Source organism: Pseudomonas imperatae (genome assembly GCF_057128625.1).
In genome coordinates, this window is sequence record NZ_JBSKHP010000093.1 from 1 (window position 1) to 521 (window position 521).

General features: G+C 60.7%; 1 protein-coding gene. It reads left to right on the forward strand.

All coding sequences use genetic code 11. From position 1 onward, the window contains the following. The coding region (locus ACWKWX_RS32770) for a hypothetical protein (protein ID WP_483829952.1) at positions 1-186 on the forward strand (186 nt) is incomplete at its 5' end. Positions 187-521 lie beyond the last annotated feature (335 nt).

Below are 521 nucleotides of genomic sequence, written 5' to 3' on the forward strand. Positions count from 1 at the left end.
GTGGTCGACCAGAAATCGTTCCGGTGCCGCTGCACGATCGGTGAGGATCACCTGGACGCATCGTCCTCGTGGGGAGAGTCGAGCGATGAGGACGATGACCCCGCCGGCTTTGCTGGTGATGAGGAGATCTGGCTGTCCAGTGGGATGGATGAAGATTACGATTTTCGCCCCCTGAAGGACCGCTAACGCTACTCGGCCGCTTCCCTGCGGGCGCGAATACGTTGCTTCGTTGCTCGCGACTTGGCGTTGTGTGCCTCACGGCACGGATCGCATCGGCATCCAACGTCGTAGCGATAGGAGGTTCCGTGAACCACGTTCTTACCTGTGAGACTGCCTTCGGTTAGCACCTTGCGGAGATATCGAGCATGAGTGACGCGGTTGGCCTCTTTGCAGGGAGCACACCGGCAGCCATGGTTGCCGTACCCGTTAGCGGTTCCGTGGCGCGGATCATCGTCGCTCAGGTCAGCCATCGTCCGATTCCATCTCATCGGCATCGGTCTCGCCGTGCGGGTCCGAGGCTT